A 17,261-nucleotide genomic window follows, 5' to 3' on the forward strand; every position below is an offset into this window, starting at 1 on the left:
CCCTTCGAGGGCGCAAAAAACCACCGCCGTTCGTTCATCCATGATGCAACGGGCGGCTGGCCGGTCCAGGACGACTGTGATGAAATGCGACCCCCCTCTCTACCGCGCCGCGCCGCCATCACTCGCCGTGAAACCCCGACTGATTCGCCATCTGTTCGTGCCGCCGCTGATCATCCTGCTGATGATTGCGCTGGGTTACGTCACCTATTTGTACAGCGAGAAAAACGCCATCAAGGCGCTGGGTGAGAACGGTCAGCGTCAGCTGGAGCTTCACGCGCGCACCGTCGAGAGCGAGATCAACAAATACAACTACCTGCCCAGCGTGCTGGAGCTGGAATCCAATGTTTCCGACCTGCTCAACAACCCGTCTGCGGAGTTGCGTTCCAAGGTCAACGATTACCTCGAGGGCCTGAACCGGCGCAGCCGCAGTCGGGCCATCTATGTGCTGGACACCACCGGCCGGGTGCTGGCGACTAGCAACTGGCGCGACGCCGACAGTTACCTCGGTGAAGACCTGTCCTTCCGAGCTTATTATCAGGACGCGATTCGCGGTCTGCCGGGGCGTTTTTACGGCATCGGCAGCACCACCGGCGAACCGGGTTACTACCTGGCCCACGGGCTGGAAGAGAAAGGCAAGATCATCGGCGTCGCGGTGATCAAGGTCCGCCTGGAAGCACTGGAAGAACGCTGGCAGCGCGCGCGCCTTGAGGCGTTTGTCAGCGACGAGAACGGCATCATTATCCTTTCCAGCGACCCGGCGCGACGGCTGAAATCAGTCCGCCCGCTGACCGCCGAGATCAAAGAGCGGCTGGCGCGCAGCCTGCAATATTACTGGTGGCCGCTCAACGAGTTGGTGCCGCTGGAACGTGAATCGATCGCCGATGGGGTCGAGAAGCTGACCTTTCCCGCCAACACCAGCGTCGACCATGAGCACACGGTGGTGAGTTATCTGGCGCAGACCCGCGAACTGGCTGACACGCCGTGGCACCTGACCCTGCTGACGCCGCTGGAAGACCTTCGCCGGGAAGCCGCCAATCAAGGAATGCTCGTCGCCGTCGCCTGCGCGCTGGTGGCGTTTCTGCTGATTGCCTGGAACGAGCGGCGCAAGGTGATTTCCACCCGCCTCGCCGCCCGTGAAGCGCTGGAGCAGGCGAACAACGAACTGGAACGGCGCATCACCGACCGCACCGCCGACCTGCGCGCCAGCAACGAACGCCTGAAGGGGCAGATTCGCGAACGCCGCCAGGCCGAAGAAACCCTCCGCCAGGCGCAGGATGAACTGATCCAGGCCGGCAAGCTCGCCGCCATCGGCCAGATGTCCACGAGCATCGCCCACGAGCTGAACCAGCCACTGGCTGCGCTGCGCACCTTGTCGGGCAACACCGTTCGGTTTCTCGAACGGGGTGCGCTGGACACGGCGAGTGCGAACCTGCGCACCATCAATGATCTGGTGGATCGCATGGGCCGCATCACCGCCAGCCTGCGCGCCTTCGCCCGACGTGGGGAAGACAAGGGCCAAGCGTCGCTGAGTAAAGCGGTCGACGCTTCGCTTCAATTGCTCGCGGCGCGCCTGGACAATGCGTCACTGGAGCTGCACCAGCAGATCGACGATGTCGAACTGGCGATTGACCAGACCCGGCTTGAGCAGATTCTGGTCAACCTTATCGGCAACGCGCTGGACGCCATGCAGGCGCAGCCGCTGCCGATCCTGTGGCTGGAAGGCGACGTGTTCGAGGGCCGCTATCGGTTGCGCGTGCGGGACAACGGCCACGGCATCGACGCCGAAGCGCGCAAGCATTTATTCGAGCCCTTCTTTACCACCAAGCCCGGCGAACAGGGACTGGGGTTGGGCCTGACGCTGTCCGCCAGCCTCGCCGCGGCGGCAGGCGGCACGCTCAATGCCGAGGACCCGGCCGAGGGGGGCACGATGTTCGTGCTGGTCTTGCCTCTGGTTGATCGCGGGGCAGCGGGTGTATGAAAGATCGACCCGTTACCCGTCTCTATGGGAGCGAGCTTGCTCGCGAAAGCACCGGGGCAGTGACCCTGTTCAAAAACCTGACACACCGCTTCGCGGGCACGCACTGGAATAGACCATGAACACTGATCTGACGGTACTCATCGTCGAAGACGACCCGCATGTTCTGCTCGGCTGCCAACAGGCGTTGGCGCTGGAAGACATACACAGCCAGGGTGTGGGCAGTGCGGAAGAAGCGCTGGGGTTGGTCAGTGAAAACTTCGCCGGCATCGTCATCAGTGACATTCGCCTGCCGGGCATGGATGGGCTTGAGCTGCTCAAGCGCCTGAAAGAACGCGATCGAACCCTGCCCGTGGTGCTGATCACCGGTCACGGCGACGTGTCGATGGCGGTCGGCGCGATGCGCGATGGCGCCTACGATTTCATGGAAAAACCCTTCTCTCCCGAGCGTCTGGTCGAGGTTGCGCGCCGCGCGCTGGAGCAACGTGGGCTGGCCAGGGAAGTCTGGTCGCTGCGTCGGCAACTGGCCGAGCGCGACTCCCTCGAGGGCAAAATCATTGGTCGCTCCCAAGCGATGCAAACCCTGCGAGCACTGATCGCCAACGTCGCGGACACCTCGGCCAACGTGTTGATCGAAGGTGAAACCGGCACCGGCAAGGAACTCGTCGCCCGCTGCCTGCATGACTTCAGCCGCCGCCACGACCATCAGTTCGTCGCACTGAACTGCGGCGGCCTGCCGGAAAGCCTGTTCGAGAGCGAAATCTTCGGCCACGAGGCCAACGCCTTCACCGGCGCCGGCAAACGTCGCATTGGCAAGATCGAACACGCGCATGAAGGCACGCTGTTTCTCGACGAAGTGGAAAGCATGCCGATCAACCTGCAGATCAAACTGCTGCGGGTATTGCAGGAGCGCACGCTGGAGCGACTGGGTTCAAACCAGAGTGTGGCGGTGGACTGCCGGGTGATCGCGGCGACCAAGTCGGAGCTCAATGCGCTGAGTAAAGCGGGCCAGTTTCGCAGCGACCTGTATTACCGGCTCAACGTGGTGACCCTCGAACTGCCGCCCTTGCGAGAGCGCCGCGAAGACATCCTGCAGTTGTTCGAACATTTTCTGCAGCAGTCGTCGCTGCGCTTTGACCGTGAAGCGCCACAGCTGGATGCGCAGACGCGCTCGGCGTTGCTGGCCCACGACTGGCCGGGCAATGTGCGCGAGCTGCGCAATGTCGCCGAGCGTTATGCGTTAGGCCTCCCGGCGTTCAAAACGGCCGGTGCGGAAGTCGCCACTCAGCGCCTGGATTTCGCCGAAGCCGTGGAGGCGTTCGAGAAGAACCTGCTGGGCGAGGCGTTGCAGCGCAGCGGCGGCAATCTGAGTCAGGCCAGCCAGGAATTGGGCATGGCCAAGACCACGTTGTTCGACAAGGTGAAGAAATACGGGTTGGGGTGACTGCGTGGGCTCACCCCCAACTGCTGTCATCTAACGTGCCGACAATTCCGATCTTCCTGCAGATGCACGAACCGTGGGAGCGAGCTTGCTCGCGAAGGGGCCGGTACATCCACCCCATATGCAGCGGTTGTAATGGCCTCTTCGTGAGCAAGCTCACTCCCACAGGATCCGCGTACATCCTCTGAATCTTCAGCGGCTGAAATACCGCCTTCGTGAGCAAGGTGGAGCGCCACCCCGGTCACTCCCACATGATCGGTGCTGGCAACGCGATAACGCGGTGTCTGGACGACAGGAAAGCTTAGAATCAGACACCGGCAACCAATGCATCCACCTCTGCCGCCGTCGGCGCAGTTGCCGGGCCCCAGCGGGTAACGGCGATGGCTGCGGCCGCATTGGCGCGCAATGCCGCTTGAGCAGCTGACAACCCTGACGCCAGCCCGGCCAGCAACACGCCTGCATGGGCATCGCCGGCGCCGTTGGTGTCGATGGCCCTGACCGGGAAGCCGCGCACGTGTCGGGTCTCGTGACCCTGACGAATCCAGCAGCCGTTCGGTCCATCACGCACCACCAATAACGCGTCGTCGCGCAGCCAGTGCGCCAGCCTCTCAAGGGCCCCATCGATCGCCTCGCACCCGGTGAAGCGCAGCGCCTCTTCCGCATTGCTCGTCCACAGCGTGATCAATGGCAACACCGCCTGCATGTCGGACGCCTCCGGTGAGTCGATCAGCGGCCCCGGATCAAACACCACGCCCGCCCCTGCCGGCAACTGCGCGAGCCAGTCCAGCAGCGTCGACACCTTGCCTTCGTGCAGCATGCTGTAGCCGCTGACGAACACGTAATCCTCAGGCTGCACATTGACGCTACCCAGATCGTCAGCCGACAAACCGCCCTCGGCACCGACGTAGGAAATGAACGAGCGCTCGGCTGAGGGCTCTATGAGCGCCACCGACAGGCCGGTGTCCTGGCCCGTCGAAGCCGCAGTCGCGATGTCGATGCCCTCTGTCGCCATGGCCTGCCGCGCCAGATCGCCGAAACGCCCCGCGCCGTGGCGACCGAGATACACCGTTGGCAGACCGTTGCGGCGCGCGGCGGCCATCACGTTGAACCCCCCGCCAGTTTCGAAAGCCGCCGAACGGGCGAGCACATCGCCGCCGGAACGGGGCAAGGCGTCCAGCGCCATGACCAGATCGACTACGACTTGGCCGGTGTAGAGCAATCTAGCGGGCATGAACAACCTCTTCGGCAATAACGCGACGGTCACGGGCACCGCCCAGCAACGCATACAGACCGCCCGCCACCACGAACGTGACGATCCAGCCCAAGCCGTTATGGCCGAACCACGAGTCGGACAGCAAGCCCTTGAACAGCACATTCTCCGGGGTGGTTGCGACGGTGGTGAAACTGTAACCGAGTACGATGGCCAGGGCCCATGCACCCAGCGCACGCCACTCGATGCCGCCGCGATACCAATAGGCGCTGCGCGGCGAGACGTCCATCAAATCAGCCGGTGAGTAGTAGTGGCGATGCATCAGGTCGACGATGAAGATCCCCACCCACGCAGTGATCGGCACGGCGAGCATGGAAATGAACGTGATGAACGGGCCGTAAAAACTGTCGGCGATCAGCATGAAGTAAATCGAACCGGCGAAGATCGCCACGATGTCGACAATCACTGCGTGCACGCGCTTGATCCGCAGGCCCAGGGTCAGCGTGGTCAGGCCCGCCGAGTACACCGACAGATTATTGGAGAGCAGTAGCCCGCCGAACGCCGTGATCAGGTACGGCACCGCCATCCAGGTCGGCAGCAGCTCGCGGATCGCGATGATCGGATCGGTGGCCGACGCCAGGTGGTCATTGCCCACCGACAGCAGGCCGCCCAAGGTGATCAGCAACACCAGCGGGATGCCCGCGCCGAAAGCGGCCGACGCCACCAGCCGCGTGGCCTTGACGCTGCGATGCTGGTAACGCGACATGTCGGCGCCCGCGTTGGCCCAGCCGATACCCGTGCCGGCCGCCATGGTGCCGATGCCGATGACCATCGCGCTCACCGGTGCAGGCGTGGCATTGAACACTGCAGCCCAGTCGATGTGCGCGATCAGGAAACCGCCGACGATGACGTTCAACGCGCCGAAGACGTACGTCGCCCATTTCTGGATGACCAGCAAGGTGGCGTGGCCGAGGCCGGAAACGGTCAGTGTCATCAGCACGAAAATGGCGATGAATACCAGGGTCAGGCCCGGCGCACTCTTGGCTTCCACGGGCGTGGCGAAAAGGATCGAACACAGCGACAGCAGTACGAAAGCGGCGGTCGTGGTGTTCACGGTTTCCCAGCCCAGACGCGACATTAGCGAGACGATAGTCGGACCAATATTCCCGCGCACTCCGAAAATCGCCCGGGAAAGCGTAAGACTCGGCGCCCTGCCCCGTCGGCCGGCAATGGAAATGACCCCGACCACCGCAAACGAACCGGCCGCGCCGAGGATTGCGACGATGATCGCCTGCCCGATCGACAGCCCGCGGAAGGACACGAGCGTCGCCCCCAGCGGCAGACCGAGGATGCTGATGTTGGCCGCGAACCACACCCAGAAAAGCTGCAACGGGTGACCGTTGCATTCGTTTTCCGGAACCGGCTCGATGCCGCGTGTTTCAAGCTGACCTGCGCCTTGAGCGGCGTTGGATGACGTCATGTGGATGCTCCTGTGCCATTTGTTCTGGTTGTGGGCAGTGCGCAAAGCAAACGACATCCGTGTCAGCGTAGGCTTTTGCAGGCTGCAAAAGCCCCGACTCGCGGCCAATGGAGCCGGGAGGTAGGTCTTGTTCTTTGATCGGGCTGCGTCGGCCGGGTCAGACCCCGCGCAGGGACAGCAACTGCTCGACCACGGGATGAAGGTCGAGCGCGTTGACGGTCTGGATCTGTTTGATCAGCGGTGCAGGCCAGGCGCCCATGCCTTCGCAGGCGCCGAGCATCGCCCCGAGAATGGCGGCGATGGTGTCGGTGTCACCGCCCAGACTGGCGGCCATGCACAGTGCGTCGAATGCCAACATCTGCCCGCGAGCCACTTGATGGGCGAGGGCGAACGCGGCGACCACCGATTCCTGGGAGGCGACGGACGTGCCGATCACGTCATAAATCAAATCGGGAAGTTGTTCATTGCTGCATTCGGCGCACAGCTGTTTGGCCCATCGGATTCGGGCGGCGATGCGGCCGCCGGCGATCCAGTAGCCGTAACGCTCGGCCTCCTGGGCAATATGCGCGCCGACGTCGAGAGCCTCGCCGAGACTGGCGCCGCTGATGCCCGCCGAGACAACCGCCGCCACCGCCGCTGCGCTGGAGATGCCGAGGTTGGTGTTGTGGGTGACCTGGCAGGCCTGTTTCACCGCTTCGACGAAGCGCGCTTCTTCGCGTACGTCGAAGGCAATGCCCACCGGCGTAATGCGCATTGCGGCGCCGTTGGTGGTGCCGAAACGCCCGGCTTCTTCAGGACTGTGCCCGGCCAGAATCATCTCGATGGCGCGCTTGGTCGAAGGGCCCAACAGGTCTTGGGAACCCTTGGCCTGCATCACCGCTTCCCAGTCAATCAAGTGTTGCGCCAGGTCCGAAGGCTCGATGCGCCCACTACCGGCGACCAGCAATTCCGCGACCAGCACCGCCTGTTCGGTATCATCAGTGATAGAGCCGGCAGGCATGTTCGGCGCAATGGGCTGATCAGCACCGGCCGCTTGCAAGGTGGTGATGCGGTCGAATCGCTGCCTGATCTGTTCGCGACTCAGGGATTGCGTCGGCATGCCCAAGGCATCGCCCAGCGCCAGCCCGTAGAAAGCGCCCAAGCCTCGGTCGCGAGTGTCGATCAGTGCGGTCATGTGGACGATCCAAAAGCCAGATGCAGACGAAAATGCACGGGGTCCAGAAGACTTTCCACGTGCTCCATGAAACGTTCGCGGCGATCAAACGTGGTGCGCGTCGCCTTGAGGAACACCGAGCCCGGCTGGCGCAACATCAGCGCCGCGTCGTCGTTGCTCAGGGGCTCGGCACCGATCCATTGATCGCCGCGATCCCCGACATAGCCGTGGGCGGCCAGCGTGACTGTCAGCGAATCTTCGATCAGCCCGTCGCGGGGCAGATTTTCCAGGCCGTCGCAGGCCGGGATCAGCACGCGCTCCAGTGACACGACGCTGCCATCGCCTGCCGTTCGACGGCGGTCCAGTGCGATGAACTCGGCGGTACCAAACCGGCCCGCCAGGTCAGGCCGCTGCACCGCCACCAGACGCAGAATCTCGGTGCTGACCCTGGCGCCGGTGTCGGCCAGGGCCTGGGCCCACCCGGCACGCTGATCCAGCGAGATGCCGTCGTAGGTCACGATCGAGCCGACGCCGGTTTGCGTGGCGATGTAGTTGCGTCGCTTGAGTTCGGACAGCGCTTCGCGCAGCGTGCCTCGGCTAACGTTGAATTCCTGGGCAAGCAGATTCTCGCCGGGCAACAATTCGCCCGAGCCCATCTGGCCGCTTTCGATGCGTCGGGCCAGCTCATCCACTACACGTTTTTTCTTGTCGAATCGAACCTGTCTAATCATGTACAAATTGATATCCGAAAGTGGCTGGGAGGAGCAAGTGTTTTTTGGAATGCAACGGGCGATGCGTAACAACACATGACAGTAGATAGCGCACCGCCGTTGACCGTCATCCGGGGTCCAGACACCCCGGATAACCGCCTTCGCGATGCGCTTCAGGGTTGATGACAGGTCTCAGCTGACAGGGTCAACCACGCTCGATTCTTCGCCCACGATCTGACGAATGGCGCTGACGAACACGTCAACCGGTTGCCCACCGGACACGGCATACTGGTCGTTAAAAACGATTGTCGGCACCGAACTCACGCCCCGCGACACCCACAATTGTTCCAGTTCGCGAACTTCGCTGGCGTACTGGTCGCTGGCCAGCAAGGCCTCGGCGCGCACCCGGTCCAGCCCGACTTTTTGCGCAACATCTGCCAGCACTTGATGGCTGGATACGTTGGCGTGCTGGCTGAAATACGCAGTGAACAGCGCTTCTTTCAGCGCATGTTGCTTGCCTTCCAGCTCGGCCCAGTGCAGCAGTCGATGGGCGTCGAAGGTGTTGAAGATGCGTCGCTCGCCCTGCTTGAAAACGAACCCGAGCTCAGCGCCGCGCTCACGGATGTTCTCGGCGTTGGCCTGGAATTGTTCCCGCGTGGAGCCGTACTTTTCGGCGATGTGCTCGAATATATCCTGGCCTTCCGGCGGCATCTGCGGGTTGAGTTCGAAGGGTTGGAAGTGGATGTCGGCCTGGACTTCATCGCCCAGGTGCTCAAGCGCCTGGTCCAGCGCGCGCAGGCCGACGATGCACCAGGGGCAGGACACGTCGGAGATGAAGTCGATTTTCAGCGGAGTGCTCATGGCAGCCTCGTGCAAGGGAGGGAAAGCGCCACGATACGCCGATCACGCTGGCGCTCAAACCCTACACCGGCGCGACCGTCCTCAACAGGCAGGTCAAGCAAGGCGCTGCATCAGAGCTGCGCGACGTGGGAAGCGTCTTCACGATGCTCGCGCAAATAGGGCAACACGGCCGCCAGCAAAGGGGCTTTGAAGGCTTCCTGAAAACGGTGGGCCAGGCCGGGAATGAGCTTCAGTTGGCTGCCCTGAATGTGTGCCGCCACATGAATCCCGTGCATTACCGGCAGCAGCGGATCGGCAGTGCCGTGCACGACCAGCGTCGGCACCCGCAGGCGGTTCAACAGCTCGACTCGGCTGGGTTCGGCGAGGATCGCCAGAATCTGCCGTTTCACGCCTTCAGGATTGAACGCCCGGTCGTAGGAAACCGCCGCCTGATGCAGCAGCATCTGTCGATCATCCTTGACCTCAGGGCTGCCCAGCGCCGCCAGCAGATCGGCCTGTTGCTCAAGGGCAGTCTGCCGGTCCGGCGCGCCGCGACGGGCCAGCAGTTGCAACAACGCCGGGCTGGGCATCGGCAGGCCGGGCGCGCCGGAGCTGGTCATGATCAGCGTCAGACTCTCCACGCGCCTGGGCGCCATGTCCGCCAGATGCTGCGCGATCATGCCGCCCATGCTCGCACCCAGCACGTGAAACTGCTGAACGTGCAGCGCGTCCATCAGGCCCAGCGCATCCTGAGCCATGTCGGTGAGCGAGTACGGTGCCGACACCGGCAGGCCGATTTTGTAGCGCAGCACTTCATAGGTGAGGTTGGGGCTCGGCGGCGCCTGGACCCAGGTCGACAATCCGACGTCCCGGTTGTCGTAGCGAATGACGCGAAAGCCCTGCTGACACAGGGCCACGACCACTTCATCCGGCCAGTGGATCAGTTGTCCACCGAGGCCCATGACCAGCAACAGCGCCGGATCGGAATCACGACCGATGCTCTGATACGCCAAGTGCACGTCATCGAGCTCGGCCACTTGCGTGGGAACATCAACATCGCATCGAGAGGCCGCAAAAGACGGCAGGCTGCACAAGAGCGCAGCCAGAAAAAGTAAAACCCGCATGGAAAAACACCGACACACAGAACCCCAGTAGGCCGCGAGTCTGATGAAGTTTTCTCAAGCGCGCTGCCACAGTTGCGTGACAGTTTGATGAAGAGGGCTGAGCGGTAGCAAAACGGTCATCTCGACCTGAATTCACGCGGCCGCTGTTGCCTGCGAGCTGATCGAATCTGAGACCCAGAGGTTGTCGGCGAAGCGCAATTGCGCTTCCTTCACTAGCTCAAGCGCGGCCTCAGCGTTCACGCCGGATGCGCCCAGTTCCCCTGCCACGCCCAGTGACAGCACCTTGTAGATCGGCAGGCGGTCCAGCACCAGAGGCATCTGCTCCGGGGCACTCAGCACATCGACATGCAGGCCTTGCACAGGCAAACACACCGCAAGGCCAAGGTTGCTGCCCAGCCCGAGACCGCCGCAAGAAACCGCGAGCAGCTTCTTGAGCGGCGAATATTGCAGGGCGTGGTAAGCGCGCTCGAAGGCGTTCTTCCAGTCCTGCGGCAAATCGAGGGTCAGAATTGGCTCGTCGATCTGCAGCCACTCGACGCCCTTGCCCGCCAGCCGACCCAGGATCTCGCCGTACACCGGCAGCAGACGATCAAGCAGGTCGAGCTTGTCGAAGCCTTCGCCCTCCGCCTGCCCCAGCCAGAGGTAGGTCAATGGCCCGATGATTTCCGGCCGGATCGTTTGGCCCTGCGCGCGGGCTTCATCGACCTCATCGAACAGCGGCGCCCAATTCAGGTTAAAGCGTTGGTCCTGGGTGAACGTTGGCACTGCGTCCACCTCAACGCCATCACCCAGGGTTTCGAGGATCTGCTTGAAGCCCTTGGCCACGCCGATGTGAGGAAAGTGAGTGTTGTTGACCTGGCCCATGCTGACTGCTTCCTTCAAAAGATGGCGCCATTGTCGACACTTCTCCTTACATGAGACAAACTCATTAAATTCGTGTTGATCACAAAATTTACTCATGGAGCGCCGTCGGTGCTGGAAATTCGTCACCTGAAAACCCTGCACGCATTACGCGAAGCAGACAGCCTCGTCGACGCGGCCGACCGCCTGCACCTGACGCAGTCGGCGCTGTCCCACCAGTTCAAGGAACTGGAAGAACGCATGGGCATGCCGCTGTTCGTGCGCAAGACCAAACCGGTGAGGTTCACCAGCGCGGGCTTGCGCCTGTTGCAACTGGCCGACTCGGTGCTGCCGCAACTGCGTCACGCCGAGCGGGATATCTCCAGGCTCGCCGGCGGAGTCGCCGGACGCCTGCACATGGCGATCGAATGCCACAGTTGCTTTCAGTGGCTGATGCCGACGATCGATCAGTTCCGCGATGCGTGGCCGGAGGTGGAACTGGATCTGGCGTCGGGCTTCGCTTTCGCCCCCCTGCCCGCCCTGGCCCGCGGTGATCTGGATCTGGTGGTGACCTCCGACCCTCTGGAGCTGGCAGGCATTACCTATGTGCCGCTGTTCACCTACGAGGCCATGCTCGCGGTCGCCAATCAGCACCCGCTGGCGGCCAGGCCTTATGTGGTGCCGGAAGACCTGATCAATGAAACGCTGATCACCTACCCCGTCGAGCGCGACCGGCTGGACATTTTCACGCGTTTTCTCGAGCCGGCCGACATCGAACCGGCGCAGGTGCGCACGTCCGAGCTGACGGTGATGATGATGCAACTGGTGGCCAGCGGCCGCGGGGTATGTGGGATGCCGCACTGGGCGCTGCATGAATACAGCTCACGCGGGTACGTGAAGGGCAAGCGGCTGGGAGAAAAAGGATTGTTCGCCACGCTGTACGCGGCCATTCGTGCAGACATGCTGGACGCGCCCTACATGCGAGACTTCTTGCTGACGGCGAAGGACACGTCGTTTTCGACACTGGACGGGGTGAGTGCGGTGCGTTAACGCGTCACGCTGCTTACCCCATGCAATGCAGCCCCGCAAATCAGGCGTCTTGCAGGCGTCGGTACAGCGGCAGTATCGAATCCCGAGTCAGCGGCGCCAAGTGCAACTGGTCAATGTTCCCGCCGTCGACCCAGATGGCCTCTTCGATCTCGGCCGCCGGATTGACCGGGTCTTCAACCTGAACGCCATACAGCTGGCAGTTCACTTCGAAGCCCGGCTCGTTCGCCGCCACCGCTGAAAACTCACCCAGAAATCGCGCGTGGTCAGGCACGATGACCAGACCCAGTTCCTCGTTCAGCTCACGGGCCAGCGCATCGAGCGCCGACTCACCGGCGTCGATCTTGCCGCCGGGCTGCATGAACGCTTCGGTCCCGCGTTTGCGCACCAGCAGTGTCTTGCCATCAGCGCGAGTAAGGAGAGCGGCAGCGATGCGCAGCGTTTTCACCGTCACAGCACCACCTCGGTCTTCAGCGCGCGGGTTTCTTCAGCGCGTTCCAGCGCCAGTGTGATCAACCGGTCTATCAGCTCGGCGTAGCTCAAGCCGGTGGCCTGCCAAAGTTTGGGGTACATGCTGATGGAGGTGAAACCGGGGAGCGTGTTGACCTCGTTGATGATGATTTCCCGCGCCTCGGTGACGAAGAAATCCACCCGCGCCAGACCGGCGCAGCCCAGCACGCGATAGGCCTGCAGCGCCACTTCACGCACGGCCTCGCTCATATCCTCGGACATTTGGGCAGGGATGGCGATGCGGGCCTGACCGTCGTTCAGGTACTTGGTGTCGTAGGCGTAAAAATCGTCATTGGCGACGACCTCACCGCACACGCTGACCTTCGGTTCGTGGTTGCCCAGCACGGCGCATTCCACTTCACGACCGACGATGCCCTGCTCGATCAGCACCTTGTTGTCGTAGTCGAAGGCCATTTTCAGCGCAGCGGCGTAACCGGCTTCGTCAGTGACTTTGCTCACGCCGACCGACGATCCCTGGCACGCCGGCTTGACGAAAAGCGGCAGGCCCAGCTGCGCAGAGACGCTGACAAAATCCACCGTCTCGCCACGTTGAAGGACCACGAAGGGCGCGACCGAAATACCCGCATCGCGCAGCAGCCGTTTGGTCACGTCCTTGTCCATGCACGCCGCAGAGCTCAGCACATCCGGGCCCACGAACGGAATGTCCAGCAAACGTAACATGCCTTGCAGGCAGCCGTCCTCCCCGAAACTGCCGTGTATCAGCGGGAACACCACATCGATGCGCGGCAGCTCTGCGCCGGTCTGCACTTCTACGAACTGCGGCCCGCTGGCGCCCGGCATCAGCGAAAGCAGGCGGCCGGATTCACTGAGTTTGATGTGCGCCGGATCGGTGGGATTCTGCAGATAATCCTGCTCGTCGAAGCGCAGCCAGTGGCCCTGCTTGTCGACACCGATCAGGGTGATGGAGAAGTTGTTGCGATCAATCGCGTTGATCACGTTGCGCGCCGATTGCAACGACACTTCATGCTCGGAGGATTGCCCACCGAAAACGATGGCGACTGACTTTTTCAAAGGGGGATGCTCCTGAATTTCAGGTCGCAGAGCTAAAAGCAATTTCGCCCGATAGTCCAGTGCCAAGGTGGGGGGCGGGACCGAATGCAGGAAAAACGGGCAAAAAAAATCCCGCGCCCGGGTGCTCGACTGGCGATGCCCGGAGCGCGGGAGGTGCTGCTGTCATTCTTCCTTCTTGGCGCCGGAGCCAAAGGTGGCGAAACGCTTGTTAAAGCCGGCGATACGGCCTTCGGTGGTGGTTTTGCGCTGTTGACCGGTGTACATGGGATGCGACGCGCTGGACACGTCGAGGGCAACGTAAGGGTAGGAGTTGCCATCGGTGTGAGTGTGCGTACGGTCGGTATCAACCGTGGAGCCGATCAGGAAAAACACATCGGCAGCGGTGTCGTGGAACAGGACCTGACGGTAGTCGGGATGGATGTCGGCTTTCATCGTCTTTCTCCAGAATGTAAGCAATCATGTAATACGTTATACAGTATCAATTCGACATAGTTCAACCGGAACCCATTTTGTAACGGTTACAACTTTCGCCTTTTCCGACGCCTCCCCTGCCGCTAACGTTCGCGCCCTGACGACCCAGCCCGGTCCTCAACGGGAACGGAATGAACAACAACACCAGGAGGTAGTGCCATGCACTTGATCGATCGTTACGAAATGAGCGTCCCCGCACACATGAAGCTGATCGACGCCCGCAGCGCGTTGAATCATCTGCAGCGTCTGGTCCAGGCGACCGACGGCAAGCCTGAATCCAAGGAGCTCGTCAGCCTGATCGAAACGATCGTGGAGGCTTTTCATGAAGCCGCTGACGACGTCATGCCCGTCAACGACCACGACGTGTTCATGCGCCAGGCGTGCGAGTGGAACTACATCGGGCTGTCCCCCAAAGAGCGCGAAGTGCTTCACGAGATCCGTTGCTGCAATGACGACGGCAAGGAAGACATCTATCGAATGATCAGCGAGACACTGGACCGCAAGCCGATGCTGATGCCGGAAGCTCTGTAATCTGCGGTACGCGAACGAGTGGCTAGCTCACAACCCGGACCGACACTCAGCGAATCGAAATCTACGACGCCGAGAATGAGGCACACACCGTCGACCTGCCCACCAGCGCACTTCTACTGCCGGTTGATATTCTCGGCGAACTGGCCTTGGGCAACTCCGTCAAGGTTGTCCCGGGCCATGCCGGACTGACGCCCCAGGAAGCCGTTGATCTGCTAAATTTGTCCAGACCGCAGCTAGTCAAGTTGCTTGAACAAGGCGCTCTTCCTCACTTCAAAACGGGTCGCCACCGCAGGGTGTTGTTTTCTGACCTGATGGCGTTGAAAAGCAAACGCGACGACGCCAGCCGAAAAGCGATGAATGATTTGTCTGGGCTTTCAGAAGAACTGTAGCGAGACATTCTGCAACATCCACCCTTTGCTTTTACCCCGCAAACCCGCCACCCTGCGCGCCGCCGATCAGACCCTGCTGACGGCAAGGAACCACGGCCCCACTGGCCCCTCTTCTATAAACACCTTTGCAAGGCCCACCGTCATGACGAACGGACGCGACCATCGCATCGACTTCTTTCGGGGTCTGGCGCTGATTTTCATTTTTTGGGATCACGTGCCCGCCAACCCGTTCGCGCAACTGACGCTGCGCAATTTTGGTTTCAGCGACGCCGCCGAGGTGTTCGTGTTTCTCGCAGGCTATGCCGCAGTCCTCGCTTACGGCCGTGTGGCGCAGCGTGACGGTTATGTCGTGGCGTGCCTGCGTATCCTGCGGCGCACATGGGTGTTGTACGTCGCGCACATCTTTTTGCTGACGCTGCTGATGGGCATCGTTTTCGTCGCCAACAACCACGTCGAAACCCGCGACATGGTGCGGGAGATGGGGCTGGAGTATTTCGTCGGCAACCCGCAGCAGGCGCTGGCCGATGAATTGTTGCTGAGGTTCAAGCCCAACCTCACCGACCCACTGCCGCTGTACATCCTGCTGATGGGTGCTCTTCCGATCATTCTGCCAATCATGCTGCGCAACGCGGCGCTGGCGATCGGCCTGTCGATTGCGCTGTACATGATGGTGCCGCTGCTCGGCTGGAACCTGCGCGCCTACGAAGGTGGCGGTTACTGGTATTTCAATCCGGTCGCCTGGCAGTTGATCTTCGTGCTTGGCGGGGCTTTCGCCTTGCATACCCAACGTGCGCCGATCGCAAAGAACCCTATTCGCCCGCTTTGGCAGCAGACGATGTTTCTCATAGCGGCGGCGTATCTGCTGACGGCCGGCGTCATCACCGCGCTGTGGAAATTTCCCGACGTGCATGACGCGCTTCTGCCTTCAGCGTTGACTCAACTGATCTATCCGATCAGCAAGACCGATCTGTCGCCGGTGCGCCTGTTGCATTTCCTTGCGCTGGTATATGTCGTCGCAAAGGTACTGCCGACGTCGGTAACCTGGCTCGACAACTGGCCTGTCCAGCAGACCTGCCGGATGGGTCGATACTCGCTAGAGATCTTCTGCCTGGGCGTCCTCCTCGCCCCGCTCGCCGATATGGCGAACGCGCTGGCGGACGATGCCTGGCAAATGCGCGTGATCACCGCGCTGCTAGGCCTGGGGTTGATGCTGCTGTTGTCGAACTGGCTGGAGTTGAACAAGCGATTGGGCAGTCCGAAGGCGACGCGGGTGGTGAAGGTTTGAGAACAAGGTCTCACTTGAGCCGGTCTTCGGAAGTTTCCTACTGGTTTATCAGGCAAAGCTTTTTCGCGAATTGCCGTTACGCGAAGGAGTGGATAAATCAGCGGAGGCAAAAATGGAACTACATAATCTGATGCAGCACGCGGCTTTAGCGCCAGCGAGGATCTCAGTACAGCTAAAGCATGGCGACGAATCCCCCGGCAGCCAAGACGTGTCTCAAGACTCAGTTGCAGTGGAAGATGAACAACCGTGGCTTGCCGAGCCGAATATGAAGAACATAACAAGCATGGCCGACTATCTATCCTTGAAAAGGGTTGATGCGGCCATATCGCTTGAACTGGCAAACCTGGCGTATACCTCATTCAAAAACGAGGTCTATAACCTGCGACCTGAACTGGCTTCCAAAAACTTCAGCGTTGGCGTTGATAGCAGTGGGAATGTCCGGATACTCGACCCTCAGGAAAGCCTCTCCGCAGAGGAGCGGATCTGGCTGACAGAGCAGCTAGAGCACCGAGGCATAAAGGGTCATTTGGTCGACCATTCCAGCGCAATGTCAGCGTTGGCCAAATATGACAAAACCGGCTTCAATGCCCGCTACAAGCTTGAGGCGGCTGATATCGCCCGGATCGTTGACTACGGAAAAATCCTCGAGAGCGACGACATGGAGCAAACGTGGAAAAACCAAATCTCTGAGAGGGCGGAAAAACGAACACCGTATATCTCAGTGCGTATCTGAAGCAGCGATAAGCTTGGCTGGAGAATGACCAGCCAAGCTTATTCATTTAGGCGGGCCCAGGAACGCTCTTAATTAGCCGTTGATTGCAGATATGGCCGAATAGCCTAAGATCTTTATTGGCCTCTACCTCTCCCTTAGCACCCAGTAAAAAGTTGGAAAATACATAGCCTCCCACATAGTAATAACTTCTCCACGTGTTAGTACCGTGATTGTAGCTTACGTAATCCCTGGCCTCGTGGCCTCCGGCACAGCGCTCGAAGTTGACAACTTTGGTGACGACACCGTGCTCGTCACTGATCACCTCCTCTACGACCGGCCGAATGCGGGATTCCTTAAGACTGAGCACAAAGCGCCCTACAGCCCGTTTCAGCGGCGCCCCGACAGAGTCGGTGAATCTTCCTTTCAAGATTCCTTGGGTATAGCCCTGTGTCCATAACCAAGACGGTTCGGTATAACCTGAAGGTATTCACGTATGTGCTTCCCGAAAGAA

At 61.1% G+C, this 17,261-nt stretch carries 15 protein-coding genes and 2 pseudogenes; 7 read left to right on the plus strand and 10 right to left on the minus strand.

The window, feature by feature from the left end; genetic code table 11:
- Positions 1–79: 79 nt before the first annotated feature.
- Together FX982_RS01910 and FX982_RS01915 are read left to right on the plus strand one after the other, a co-directional pair.
- On the plus strand, positions 80–1,978 hold the full coding sequence (locus tag FX982_RS01910) for a sensor histidine kinase (protein ID WP_172609438.1): 1,899 nt from the start codon (positions 80–82) through the stop codon (positions 1,976–1,978).
- A gap of 163 nt (positions 1,979–2,141) precedes the next feature.
- The gene (locus FX982_RS01915; protein WP_254074904.1) at positions 2,142–3,419 is read left to right on the plus strand and encodes a sigma-54-dependent transcriptional regulator; all 1,278 of its coding nucleotides are present in this window, start codon (positions 2,142–2,144) and stop codon (positions 3,417–3,419) included.
- 304 nt (positions 3,420–3,723) lie between these two features.
- On the opposite strand, the gene FX982_RS01920 is transcribed toward FX982_RS01915, so the two are convergent.
- The 7 genes and pseudogenes from FX982_RS01920 to FX982_RS01950 form a co-directional block, all read right to left on the minus strand.
- Complete coding sequence (locus FX982_RS01920; protein ID WP_172609440.1) at positions 3,724–4,647, minus strand: PfkB family carbohydrate kinase; 924 nt, start codon at positions 4,645–4,647, stop codon at positions 3,724–3,726.
- A complete protein-coding gene (locus FX982_RS01925; RefSeq protein ID WP_172609441.1) occupies positions 4,637–6,106 on the minus strand; it encodes a purine-cytosine permease family protein in 1,470 nt (489 codons plus the stop codon). Before FX982_RS01925 ends, FX982_RS01920 begins: the two co-directional genes overlap by 11 nt.
- 157 nt (positions 6,107–6,263) lie before the next feature.
- Positions 6,264–7,280: an ADP-ribosylglycohydrolase family protein gene (locus FX982_RS01930; RefSeq protein WP_172609442.1), complete on the minus strand. Its 1,017-nt coding sequence runs from the start codon at positions 7,278–7,280 to the stop codon at positions 6,264–6,266.
- Positions 7,277–7,990: a GntR family transcriptional regulator gene (locus tag FX982_RS01935; RefSeq protein WP_163023094.1), complete on the minus strand. Its 714-nt coding sequence runs from the start codon at positions 7,988–7,990 to the stop codon at positions 7,277–7,279. Before FX982_RS01935 ends, FX982_RS01930 begins: the two co-directional genes overlap by 4 nt.
- Before the next feature lie 171 nt (positions 7,991–8,161).
- Positions 8,162–8,830 (minus strand): DsbA family oxidoreductase, encoded by a 669-nt coding sequence (locus tag FX982_RS01940; protein WP_172609443.1) that lies wholly within the window; start codon positions 8,828–8,830, stop codon positions 8,162–8,164.
- A 110-nt stretch (positions 8,831–8,940) separates the two neighbouring features.
- Positions 8,941–9,933 carry an alpha/beta fold hydrolase gene (locus FX982_RS01945; protein WP_172609444.1) on the minus strand — a complete coding sequence of 331 codons (993 nt, stop codon included), beginning with the start codon at positions 9,931–9,933 and terminating at the stop codon, positions 8,941–8,943.
- A 156-nt stretch (positions 9,934–10,089) separates the two neighbouring features.
- A pseudogene (locus FX982_RS01950) lies at positions 10,090–10,698 on the minus strand (5-methyltetrahydropteroyltriglutamate--homocysteine S-methyltransferase); the annotation flags it as partial.
- A gap of 207 nt (positions 10,699–10,905) precedes the next feature.
- Here FX982_RS01950 and metR point away from each other — a divergent pair.
- Positions 10,906–11,823 carry a transcriptional regulator MetR gene (gene metR / locus FX982_RS01955; RefSeq protein ID WP_065992512.1) on the plus strand — a complete coding sequence of 306 codons (918 nt, stop codon included), beginning with the start codon at positions 10,906–10,908 and terminating at the stop codon, positions 11,821–11,823.
- 40 nt (positions 11,824–11,863) lie between these two features.
- On the opposite strand, the gene FX982_RS01960 is transcribed toward metR, so the two are convergent.
- The 3 genes from FX982_RS01960 to FX982_RS01970 form a co-directional block, all read right to left on the minus strand.
- Positions 11,864–12,268 carry an NUDIX hydrolase gene (locus tag FX982_RS01960; RefSeq protein ID WP_172612955.1) on the minus strand — a complete coding sequence of 135 codons (405 nt, stop codon included), beginning with the start codon at positions 12,266–12,268 and terminating at the stop codon, positions 11,864–11,866.
- Positions 12,269–12,270: 2 nt separating this feature from the next.
- A complete protein-coding gene (ddlA, locus tag FX982_RS01965; RefSeq protein ID WP_172609446.1) occupies positions 12,271–13,362 on the minus strand; it encodes a D-alanine--D-alanine ligase in 1,092 nt (363 codons plus the stop codon).
- A gap of 162 nt (positions 13,363–13,524) precedes the next feature.
- Entirely contained in the window at positions 13,525–13,794 is a 270-nt protein-coding gene (locus FX982_RS01970; RefSeq protein WP_122536087.1) for a type B 50S ribosomal protein L31, read from the minus strand.
- A 198-nt stretch (positions 13,795–13,992) separates the two neighbouring features.
- Here FX982_RS01970 and FX982_RS01975 point away from each other — a divergent pair, with 198 nt between their 5' ends.
- From FX982_RS01975 to FX982_RS01990, 4 genes and pseudogenes are all read left to right on the plus strand, one after another.
- Positions 13,993–14,364, plus strand: coding sequence for a hypothetical protein (locus FX982_RS01975; protein WP_172609447.1), 372 nt, complete (start codon positions 13,993–13,995; stop codon positions 14,362–14,364).
- Positions 14,365–14,390: 26 nt separating this feature from the next.
- Positions 14,391–14,753: pseudogene (locus FX982_RS01980) on the plus strand (helix-turn-helix domain-containing protein); the annotation flags it as partial.
- A 142-nt stretch (positions 14,754–14,895) separates the two neighbouring features.
- Positions 14,896–16,038 (plus strand): OpgC domain-containing protein, encoded by a 1,143-nt coding sequence (locus FX982_RS01985; protein WP_172609448.1) that lies wholly within the window; start codon positions 14,896–14,898, stop codon positions 16,036–16,038.
- Between the two features lie 112 nt (positions 16,039–16,150).
- On the plus strand, positions 16,151–16,771 hold the full coding sequence (locus tag FX982_RS01990) for a hypothetical protein (RefSeq protein WP_172609449.1): 621 nt from the start codon (positions 16,151–16,153) through the stop codon (positions 16,769–16,771).
- Positions 16,772–17,261 lie beyond the last annotated feature (490 nt).

Source organism: Pseudomonas graminis (genome assembly GCF_013201545.1).
GTDB lineage: Bacteria > Pseudomonadota > Gammaproteobacteria > Pseudomonadales > Pseudomonadaceae > Aquipseudomonas.

Coding starts and splice junctions, on each gene's coding strand:
- FX982_RS01910 (WP_172609438.1), top strand. CDS start 80: ATGAAATGCGACCCCCCTCTCTACCGCGCCGCGCCGCCATCACTCGCC.
- FX982_RS01920 (WP_172609440.1), bottom strand. CDS start 4,647: ATGCCCGCTAGATTGCTCTACACCGGCCAAGTCGTAGTCGATCTGGTC.
- FX982_RS01925 (WP_172609441.1), bottom strand. CDS start 6,106: ATGACGTCATCCAACGCCGCTCAAGGCGCAGGTCAGCTTGAAACACGC.
- FX982_RS01930 (WP_172609442.1), bottom strand. CDS start 7,280: ATGACCGCACTGATCGACACTCGCGACCGAGGCTTGGGCGCTTTCTAC.
- FX982_RS01935 (WP_163023094.1), bottom strand. CDS start 7,990: ATGATTAGACAGGTTCGATTCGACAAGAAAAAACGTGTAGTGGATGAG.
- FX982_RS01940 (WP_172609443.1), bottom strand. CDS start 8,830: ATGAGCACTCCGCTGAAAATCGACTTCATCTCCGACGTGTCCTGCCCC.
- FX982_RS01945 (WP_172609444.1), bottom strand. CDS start 9,933: ATGCGGGTTTTACTTTTTCTGGCTGCGCTCTTGTGCAGCCTGCCGTCT.
- FX982_RS01970 (WP_122536087.1), bottom strand. CDS start 13,794: ATGAAAGCCGACATCCATCCCGACTACCGTCAGGTCCTGTTCCACGAC.
- FX982_RS01975 (WP_172609447.1), top strand. CDS start 13,993: ATGCACTTGATCGATCGTTACGAAATGAGCGTCCCCGCACACATGAAG.
- FX982_RS01985 (WP_172609448.1), top strand. CDS start 14,896: ATGACGAACGGACGCGACCATCGCATCGACTTCTTTCGGGGTCTGGCG.
- FX982_RS01990 (WP_172609449.1), top strand. CDS start 16,151: ATGGAACTACATAATCTGATGCAGCACGCGGCTTTAGCGCCAGCGAGG.